Consider the following 10,129-nt stretch of genomic DNA (forward strand, 5'->3'; position numbering starts at 1 on the left):
CGATGAAAAACATTCAGGCACAAAAAAGGCGGCTTCGGATAACCGTGCCGCCTTTTGTCAATAAAGCTATGCTTACTAAAGCGCTAGCTTAATCTTCGTCTTTAGGTTCTTGGAACACCCATTTTACGAAGAAGTATCCTGCAGCGATGATAACTACCGCTCCAATCATACCTGATGGTTCTTTTAACATTTCTGTTAAGTCTAAGATCGCTCCCATGGGTGCCTCCTACCTTTTCTTTAGTTGTTATAAAAAATCTGCCAGTGAGTGGCTTTCGAGACTGATATGTTACTTTAGCCAACTTTAAAGTCAAGCAAATCCTAGCTATTTCAGAAAGATATTGTTACAAATTGCCAACTCGCAGGTTTATGGTAGTATGCAGATTCAGACTGACTTTACAAGAATAAAAACAGAAATTACAAGGGGAAAAATATGATTGGCGGTATAGTAATGGTTTTGACTGTGATTTGGGTTTACCAGTCACTAATGAAAGCTAAGAAAGGTAATGTTTTATTTTGGGTAGCTGGTTGTGCTGCGCTATTTTTTGCCTCTGAGTTTATTGCCCAAATTTTTTGCATTGAGATTATCGATGCGATAGGTGGCAAAGATATTGGTAGTGAATACGACCCCAGCTTAGTAGATGTTCGTGATCGCAAAACAAGCGAAGGCCCTGGCGGAGCGATTATGCCGGTAATATGCGAATTACTGCCATCTATCCTTGGATTTATGATTGTGGCTGTGATTCGTACTTTGTTCATCATGAAAGAAGCCCTAACACCGGCTAACTTATTTAGTGGCGTAAAAGAGATGTTCGCTAGCATCAAAAACAGCTTTAAAACATCAAGCAACTAACACGATTATGATTATTGAAAAAGCCCAAGCTTGCTTGGGCTTTTTCATGTTAAAACCCTATCCGATTCGATGTGTACGATTGCCTTAATTGCACAAATAAAAGCTATAACTCAACGAAAGAGTTTTGTTAAAAATGCTGAATAATTAAGAATAATTAATACTGCTCTAAATAAATCCTACGATAATGAGCGTGCATGAAGCTTGCCCTAGTGCTTCGTTTTATCCGCCACGCGTCAGCAACAACACCATTACAACGATTAACCAACTAGGTTTTGACAAAGGCTTCTCATGATCAAGGGCTTATAAAACAACTCTTGTAATCCGTTAAAATTTAACTCTGACTTTTCCCGCCAATGAACAACATACAACGATTAAATCAACAACTTACCAAACGGATTTTATATCTGGATGGGGCCATGGGCACCATGATACAAAGCTATAAACTGGGGGAAAAGGATTATCGCGGTAAACGTTTTGCAGATTGGGCAAGCGATCTGAAAGGCAACAACGACTTGTTGTCGCTGACTCAGCCGGAAATTATCAAAGCCATACATCGCGCCTATTTGGAGGCTGGTGCTGATATTATCGAAACCAATACCTTCAATTCCACCAAGGTAGCGATGGCTGATTATCAGATGGAAGACTTGGCCTATGAGATTAATGTTGCGTCGGCACGCCTGGCCAAAGAGGCCGCCGATGAAGTTACGGCATTAACGCCCGATAAACCACGTTTTGTGGCAGGCGTTCTAGGCCCCACCAACCGCACCTCATCCATGTCGCCGGATGTCAATGACCCCGGTTTTCGTAACATCACATTCGATGATTTGGTCGATGCTTATAGCGAAGCCACCCAAGGCTTGATAGACGGTGGCGCTGACATCATTTTGATCGAAACCGTATTCGACACTCTGAATGCTAAAGCCGCCATTTTCGCAGTCGAAGCAACCTTCGACAAACTAGGCCATAAACTGCCAGTCATGATTTCCGGCACCATCACAGACGCCTCCGGCCGCACCTTGTCGGGTCAGACTGCCGCTGCATTCTGGACTTCCCTTAAACACGTCAACCCCATCTCTATTGGCTTCAACTGTGCTTTGGGTGCGCAGGAATTGCGTCAATATATTGAAGAACTATCCGGCATTGCCGACACCTATATCTCGGCGCATCCGAACGCGGGCTTACCGAATGAATTTGGTGAATACGACGAAACCCCTGAACAAATGGCAACCGAATTGGCCGACTGGGCGGCCAGCGGTTATCTAAACATTATCGGTGGCTGCTGCGGCACCTCGCCAGACACCATCCGCGCCATTGTCGACGCAGTCAGCAAATATCCACCGCGACAAATTCCGCAACTGGAAAAACGCTGCCATCTGGCTGGCCTGGAAGCCATGAGCATAGGCCCGGAAACCTTGTTTGTGAATGTCGGCGAACGCACCAACGTGACCGGTTCGGCTGCGTTCAAAAAACTGATTGTCGAAGAAAATTACGAAGCGGCACTGGATGTTGCCAAGCAACAAGTCGAAAACGGCGCCCAGATCATCGACATCAATATGGATGAAGGCATGCTGGATTCCAAAGCCGCCATGGTACGGTTTTTAAACCTGATTGCTGCCGAGCCTGATATTGCCAAGGTGCCCATCATGCTGGATTCGTCCAAATGGGAAATCCTGGAAGCCGGCTTGAAATGCATTCAAGGTAAAGGTGTCGTCAACTCCATTTCAATTAAAGAGGGTGAAGCAGCCTTTATCAAGCACGCCAAGCTAGTCCGACGCTACGGCGCCGCGGTGATCGTGATGGCGTTTGACGAGCAGGGTCAAGCCGACACCATGCAACGCAAGATTGAAATCTGCACTCGCGCTTACAAAATTCTGACCGAACAAATTGGCTTCCCGCCGGAAGATATTATTTTCGACCCGAATATTTTCGCAGTCGCTACAGGCATTGAAGAACACAATAATTATGGCGTGGATTTCATCGAAGCCACCCGCATCATCAAACAAACTTTGCCGCACGCTCTGATTTCCGGCGGCGTATCCAATGTGTCGTTTTCCTTTCGCGGCAACAATCCGGTCAGAGAAGCCATCCACGCGGTATTTTTATATCACGCCGTGCAAGCCGGCATGGATATGGGCATAGTCAACGCCGGCCAACTGGCAATATACGCCGACATCCCGGACGAATTGCGCAATACCGTGGAAGATGTGATTTTGAATCGCACCCCCGAAGGTACCGAAAAACTACTGGAAATTGCCGAGAAATATCGCGGTACTGGCCAAGCGGCCAAAATAGAAACCCTGGAATGGCGTGAATGGCCGGTGACTAAACGGCTGGAACATGCCTTGGTAAAAGGCATCGCCGATTACATCGAGGAAGACACCGAACAAGCCAGACTGGAAGCTGAAAAACCCTTACATGTCATCGAAGGCCCACTGATGGACGGCATGAACGTGGTGGGCGATTTATTCAGTGAAGGCAAGATGTTTTTACCGCAGGTGGTGAAATCTGCGCGGGTAATGAAAAAAGCCGTGGCTTATTTGATGCCATTCATGGACGCCGAAGTTGATGGTTCTGTACGCCAAACCAACGGCAAAGTACTGATGGCCACCGTAAAAGGCGACGTGCATGATATCGGCAAAAACATCGTCGCCGTGGTGTTGCAATGTAACAATTATGAAGTCATCGACCTGGGTGTCATGGTGCCTGCCGACACCATTTTAAAAGCTGCCCGCGAACATAATGTGGATGTGATAGGTTTAAGCGGTTTGATTACGCCGTCACTGGACGAAATGGTGCATGTGGCTAAAGAAATGCAACGCCAAGGATTTAGCATTCCACTAATGATAGGCGGCGCCACCACTTCGCGCGCACATACCGCGGTAAAAATTGAACCGAACTATCAGCACCCAACCATATATGTCACCGATGCCTCTCGCAGTGTTGGGGTAGTGAGCGCTTTGCTCAGTGACGACCTGAAAGCAGAATTTGTCGAAAAAACCCGCGCCGATTATGAATTAGTGCGTGAACGCCACAAAGGTAGACAGGCTAAAAATCCGCAGCACAACTTGGAAAAAGCCCGACAAAACCGATTCAGTTATGCAGGATATCAGCCGGTTAAACCCAAATTCCTTGGCACTCAAGTGATTGACAACTTCTCTCTCGCTACTTTGGTTGACTATATAGACTGGACGCCGTTTTTCCAGACCTGGGAGTTATCCGGTCGTTACCCTGCCATTCTGACCGACCACGTGGTGGGCATAGAAGCCACTAAGCTGTTTGCCGATGCACAGGATATGTTGAAACTCATCGTCAGTGAAGAGTGGATATCAGCTAAAGCCGTCATTGGCTTCTTTCCGGCAAATAGTCTCGATGACGACATTATTTTGTATACAGACGACAGCCGCAGCCAGCAAAGGGAAGTACTGCATCATCTGCGTCAGCAAAATGTCAAAGCACCGGGCCGTCCTAACTATTGTTTATCCGACTTTATCGCACCCGTTGATAGCGGGGTGGCCGATTATTTGGGTGGCTTTGCGGTGACGGCAGGGATAGGTATCGAAACCAAACTGGCCGAGTTTGAAAAAGATCACGATGACTACAGCAGCATTATGTTGAAAGCCCTGGCGGATCGCCTGGCGGAAGCTTTTGCTGAATATATGCATCTGGTAGTGCGTCGCGATCATTGGGGATACGCTGAAGATGAAGCCCACGATAATCATGCGCTGATTGAAGAAGTCTACCAAGGTATCCGCCCGGCGCCGGGCTACCCAGCGTGCCCTGATCATACCGAAAAAGCTAAATTATTCGAGCTTTTGAATGTGACAGAGCTCACCACGATTGAGCTAACAGAAAACTTCGCCATGTACCCGACGGCAGCTGTCAGCGGCTGGTATTTTTCGCATCCCGACTCACAATATTTCAACGTCGGCAAGATCAGTCAAGATCAATTGCAGGATTATGCCAAGCGTAAAGGTCTAAATCTGGAAGTGGCAGAACGTTGGCTAGCCGCGCACCTTAATCATTAAGCCAGGGTAAAAATCATGCAACTACGTCTCGAACATTTTATAGAGCGCGTGATGTATGCCAGTCGCTGGATCATGGCACCGGTTTTTCTCGGCATGAGTTTGGTTTTATTGGTTCTGGCTATCAAATTTTTTCAAGAGCTATATCACTTCCTGCCGCATATCCTGGAAGCCGATGAAGGTCAGGTTATTTTGAAGCTGCTGACCTTTATTGATCTAACTTTGGTCGGCAGCTTGACCTTGATCGTGATGTTCAGTGGTTACGAAAACTTTGTTTCACGGCTAGACATTGGCAGCGAAGCCGAAAAGCTGGATTGGCTGGGCACACACGACTACGGCTCTTTAAAGATGAAAGTAGCGACCTCCATAGTCGCAATTTCCTCGATCCGCTTATTGAAAGTATTCATGGAAGTGGAAAACACCGATAACGACAAAATGCTCTGGTTTGTCGTGATACATCTGACGCTGGTTTTATCCGCCTTCATCATGGGCTATTTGGATAAAATTTCCAAACACTGATGAGCAATTTTGTCTTATTCGGCACCGAAGGCTGCCATTTATGTGAGGATGCAGAGCATTTGTTGTTGCAAGCCGGCCTGAACTTTGAAATACAGGACATCATAAACAACGACAAAGCCATGCAGCGTTATGCTATCCGTATCCCGGTTTTAGTGCACACACCCAGCGAACTGGAGTTGAGCTGGCCCTTCAACGCTGAGCAACTTCAGGATTTTATATCGCAACTCTGAGCAATGTTTTTTTGCTCAATCAGCATCTACTGTTTGAAATGATGGCGGCCATTAAAAAGATTTAACCTCTCATATTGATGTTCAAAATTATGCTGGTAATCTTTATCCGGCTTACCTTCAACAACAGAAGCAGAAATCTCATGCAAACATTAAATAGAAAAATTAAAAAAAATGTATCGTTGATTTTTTTCGGCCTATGGCTATCAGCCTATAACACTGCTTGGGCAGAATCCGACATGCAACTGCAGGAAAAAGCCCTGAAAGCGCGAGAATTGACTCACCAACAATCCATGAACCATACTCAACATGCGAATCAGACCGATGAAACCCAAGGTTTTCGCGGAGTTTTTTATGGTTACTTGCCTTGTGATGAAGAAGATTGTGATGGTCTAAAAATGACTCTGTCTTTAAAACAAAAAGACAATTACCTATTGGTCACTCAACCGGCAAAACCATCCTCCCGAGAATTTTATGACAAAGGCAAATATACATGGGATGACAAAACCCATACCTTGTCATTGGTTTCCAAAAAAAATGGCACCAGCCAGCGATTCACTATTAAAGACGCAGGCACCTTAATACAACTCAATAGTGATGGAAAGCCGATGCCGGGCGACCAGGACGACTATGCATTGCAAAGAAGCGACACGGCAAAATCGCGGCAAGTGCACATACATTAGAAAAACGGGTGGCGTCTTGGGGGAATAATAGAGCTGCAATTGCAAGCCCCCTGTTCATTGAGGCGACAGATGGTTAAACTCAACACTACTATCGATTAACCCGAGACCTAGTCATGACCAGCATTCGCCAAGACGATTTCATCCAAAGTATCGCCGATGCTTTGCAATATATATCCTATTACCACCCAAAAGATTTTATCGATGCGCTGTACACCGCGTATCAAAAAGAACAAAGCCCAGCGGCTAAAGATGCAATGGGGCAAATTCTAATTAATTCCAGAATGTGCGCGGAAGGTAAACGCCCCATCTGTCAGGATACCGGCATCGTTACAGTATTTCTAAAAATAGGCATGGATGTGCGCTGGGATGCTGAAATGGGCGTCAGCGAAATGGTTAATGCAGGTGTGCGCCTAGCCTATCTGCACCCGGATAATGTATTGCGCGCCTCGATACTGTCCGATCCGGCCGGCAAACGCATCAATACCAAAGACAACACACCCGCGGTGATACACATGGAACTGGTGCCGGGCGATAAAGTGGATGTAGAGCTGGCAGCAAAGGGCGGTGGCTCTGAAGCCAAATCCAAATTCGTCATGCTAAATCCTTCCGACAGCATCGTCGACTGGGTAATGCAAACTGTACCAACCATGGGCGCGGGCTGGTGTCCGCCGGGGATTTTAGGCATCGGCATCGGCGGTACCGCCGAAAAAGCCATGCTTTTGGCCAAACAAGCTTGCATGGGAACTATCGATATTCAGGATTTAATCGCACGCGGCCCCAATAATGCCTTGGAAGAATTACGATTGGAACTGTACGAAAAAGTCAACGCCTTGGGTATAGGCGCGCAAGGCTTGGGTGGTCTGACTACCGTGCTGGATGTAAAAATCCTCGACTACCCAACTCACGCCGCCAATAAGCCGGTGGGGATGATTCCTAATTGCGCAGCCACCCGACATGCTCATTTTGTACTGGACGGCTCCGGTCCGGCCTTACTGACACCACCGAAATTGGACGACTGGCCCGTTATCACTCAAGCTGCCGGCAACGCTCGTCGTATCAACATCGACCATCTGACCAAGCAAGACATTGCCAGCTGGCAGACCGGCGAAACCCTTTTACTCAGCGGCACTTTGCTAACGGGTCGCGATGCCGCCCATAAGCGCATAGTGGACATGTTGGCCAAAGGTGAGTCATTACCGGAAGGGGTTGATTTTAAAAACAAGTTAATCTACTACGTCGGCCCGGTCGACCCGGTGCGTGATGAAGCCGTGGGGCCAGCTGGGCCGACTACTGCAACCCGCATGGATAAATTCACCGACAGTGTGCTGGAAAAAACTGGTTTGCTAGGCATGATAGGTAAAGCCGAACGCGGCCCACTGGGGATTGCAGCTATCAAAAAACATCAAGCTGTGTATTTAATTGCAGTTGGTGGCGCGGCGTATTTGGTATCCAAAGCCATCCGTAGTGCGCGCGTTGTGGCTTTTCCGGAATTGGGTATGGAGGCGATCCATGAGTTTGTGGTTGAGGATATGCCGGTGACGGTAGCTGTGGATAGTCGCGGCGAATCGATTCACAACTCCGCACCTAAAATCTGGCAGACAAAAATCGGTAAAATTCCGGTGCGAGTGGAAAGCCTGACGTAAGCTGTTAATAACAAGCTTGGTATCAATCTCACCCCGTTCAATAAAACAAGATTTGAATTGACAGCCATGTCTTGCTCATAAAATACTTTGCCAAGCCTGGGTTGGTTTGAGAATATAGCCAAATATCGGCCAGCAATTGCAATTCGCTGCTTAATACACCTTCATTTATATTAAATAACAGAGGAAATAGTTATGGGAATGTTGCAGGAATTTAAAGAATTTGCCATGAAAGGCAATGTCGTCGATATGGCGGTGGGCGTCATCATTGGCGGCGCATTTGGAAAAGTCGTGTCATCCATCGTCGCGGACGTGATTATGCCGCCTATCGGTGTTTTGTTGGGCGGTGTAGACTTTTCCGATTTGGCTGTCACCATACAACAGGCCTCTAAAACAGCTGCCGGCGTTGATGTGCCAGCCGTTGTCATCAGCTATGGCAAGTTCATTCAAACAGTCATCGACTTTACCATTGTTGCTGCCGCCATTTTCCTGATGATAAAAATCTTGAGTTCATTTAAGAAAAAGGTCGAAGCGGCTCCTGAAGCACCACCAGTGCCTTCTAATGAAGAAATATTGCTGACAGAAATTCGGGATTTATTGAAAAACAAATAATGCATGGTTTTCCGTAACAATGTGCCTTACAGTTTTGTTTATTACAAAACTGTAAGGCACGTCCTATTTCATCGACTACACTTCCTGAAAAAACACCCCCACGTAATAGCTAAGCCTAATGGAGATAATTGATGACTTCATTGTCACCTTTTCAAATAGAAAACTTCGAAGGCTATTGTAATAGCCTGAAACGCGTTGACATTGATCCTGGCTATGTGATGTACACCAATCACCATGCCAGCAATGACCGACCTGCAGCTCGTGCCATTTCAGCTCATCAATTAGAAGCAGCAAAAGCTTATCTCGAGAATCCGTCAGACGAAACTTTTATTCGACTGGTAAAACTAGGGGCATTATTCGATACCGAATGGGATCGCAGAACCGCTCACTGGAACATTATTGCTTTTGAAGGCTGGGAAGTACTACACCGCGCATTCACCCATCTCTATGCCAAATCCGGACATGCTATGGAAGAATTAACCGGTCTATCTGGCCTGCCCTAACAGACTTCACTTTCTGCAGCCATACGCTGTCATGTTTCTGTCATTCAGACGCACTACAATTAAAGTGCCCTATTATTTCGTATTGCAAATAATTCATTACAGCAACTTTAGAAATGAATCATGACAACGTCTAACTACCGCACTATTTGGATATCGGATTTACATATTGGCTCCACACAATGCCAAGCCGACACCCTGCTGGATTTTTTAAAACATAACGACAGCGAGAAGCTCTATCTGGTGGGAGACATCATTGATTTTTGGGCGCTATCCAAAAAAATGTACTGGCCTCGCGATCACAACACCATAATCCAGAAAATTCTGCGTAAAGCGCGCCACGGCACCCAAATTATTTATATACCGGGTAATCACGATGAAAATGTCAGGGATTACGACGATTATGTATTCGGCGATATAGTCGTCAAAAAATCGGATATTCACACCACACTAACCGGCAAACGCTTGCTGGTCGTCCACGGCGACGAATACGACACCATTGCCCAGCATCATCGCTGGATGGCAAAACTGGGTAGCATCGGTTATGACTGGCTGATTGAAATCAACCGTTTTTTACGCTTATGCCGACGCATCATAGGTGTGCAATCCCACTTTTCCTTGGCGGCTTATATTAAGTTTAAAGTGAAAAATGTAGTGCAGTTCATGTCGGATTATGAAGAAACCCTAGTCAAGACGTTAAAAAATGCAGGTGTTGACGGAGTCATTTGCGGGCATATTCATCATGCTGAAATCAAGGAAATCGAAGGTTTTATGTACGTCAACACCGGGGATTTTGTCGAAAGCTGCACGGCAATAGTCGAACATCACGACGGTAGACTTGAGCTAGTGAGATGGCAAAAACAGGAAAATGAAGCCCTAACTCAAGCGCTGGAAACAGCGCTAACTAAAGCCCAATAACTCAATCTAGCCTGCAAAAGCGCAACCAAGATACTTGCATTAAAGATTTTGCTAACAGCAACTTCCTGGAAACTTTTCCCGGTCAAACATTATTAAACGAAAAATATCTTCGTCACCCCCCAAAACCGGCTAAGGAATACGCATGAAACAAGTTCGTC

The 10,129-nt window shown here is 46.4% G+C and carries 10 protein-coding genes; 9 read left to right on the forward strand and 1 reads right to left on the reverse strand.

Annotated elements, in window-relative coordinates:
• Positions 1 to 88: 88 nt before the first annotated feature.
• Positions 89 to 217 (reverse strand): hypothetical protein, encoded by a 129-nt coding sequence (locus A1359_RS23440; protein ID WP_269747888.1) that lies wholly within the window; start codon positions 215 to 217, stop codon positions 89 to 91.
• A gap of 213 nt (positions 218 to 430) precedes the next feature.
• On the opposite strand from A1359_RS23440, the gene A1359_RS07110 reads away from it, so the two are divergent.
• From A1359_RS07110 to A1359_RS07150, 9 genes are all read left to right on the forward strand, one after another.
• The gene (locus A1359_RS07110; RefSeq protein WP_066980169.1) at positions 431 to 850 is read left to right on the forward strand and encodes a hypothetical protein; all 420 of its coding nucleotides are present in this window, start codon (positions 431 to 433) and stop codon (positions 848 to 850) included.
• Positions 851 to 1,203: 353 nt separating this feature from the next.
• Positions 1,204 to 4,875 (forward strand): methionine synthase, encoded by a 3,672-nt coding sequence (gene metH / locus A1359_RS07115; protein ID WP_066980172.1) that lies wholly within the window; start codon positions 1,204 to 1,206, stop codon positions 4,873 to 4,875.
• Between the two features lie 15 nt (positions 4,876 to 4,890).
• The gene (locus tag A1359_RS07120; RefSeq protein WP_066980176.1) at positions 4,891 to 5,391 is read left to right on the forward strand and encodes a TIGR00645 family protein; all 501 of its coding nucleotides are present in this window, start codon (positions 4,891 to 4,893) and stop codon (positions 5,389 to 5,391) included.
• Complete coding sequence (locus A1359_RS07125; protein WP_066980179.1) at positions 5,391 to 5,621, forward strand: glutaredoxin family protein; 231 nt, start codon at positions 5,391 to 5,393, stop codon at positions 5,619 to 5,621. Before A1359_RS07120 ends, A1359_RS07125 begins: the two co-directional genes overlap by 1 nt.
• 140 nt (positions 5,622 to 5,761) lie before the next feature.
• Complete coding sequence (locus A1359_RS07130; protein ID WP_066980182.1) at positions 5,762 to 6,301, forward strand: copper resistance protein NlpE; 540 nt, start codon at positions 5,762 to 5,764, stop codon at positions 6,299 to 6,301.
• A gap of 113 nt (positions 6,302 to 6,414) precedes the next feature.
• Positions 6,415 to 7,944 (forward strand): fumarate hydratase, encoded by a 1,530-nt coding sequence (locus A1359_RS07135; RefSeq protein ID WP_066980185.1) that lies wholly within the window; start codon positions 6,415 to 6,417, stop codon positions 7,942 to 7,944.
• A 192-nt stretch (positions 7,945 to 8,136) separates the two neighbouring features.
• Positions 8,137 to 8,553: a large-conductance mechanosensitive channel protein MscL gene (gene mscL, locus A1359_RS07140; RefSeq protein WP_066980188.1), complete on the forward strand. Its 417-nt coding sequence runs from the start codon at positions 8,137 to 8,139 to the stop codon at positions 8,551 to 8,553.
• Positions 8,554 to 8,684: 131 nt separating this feature from the next.
• Entirely contained in the window at positions 8,685 to 9,056 is a 372-nt protein-coding gene (locus tag A1359_RS07145) for a hypothetical protein (protein ID WP_066980191.1), read from the forward strand.
• Positions 9,057 to 9,176: 120 nt separating this feature from the next.
• Positions 9,177 to 9,971 carry a UDP-2,3-diacylglucosamine diphosphatase gene (locus A1359_RS07150; protein WP_066980194.1) on the forward strand — a complete coding sequence of 265 codons (795 nt, stop codon included), beginning with the start codon at positions 9,177 to 9,179 and terminating at the stop codon, positions 9,969 to 9,971.
• Positions 9,972 to 10,129 lie beyond the last annotated feature (158 nt).

This window comes from Methylomonas lenta (assembly GCF_001644015.1).
GTDB classification, from domain to species: Bacteria; Pseudomonadota; Gammaproteobacteria; order Methylococcales; family Methylomonadaceae; genus Methylomonas; species Methylomonas lenta.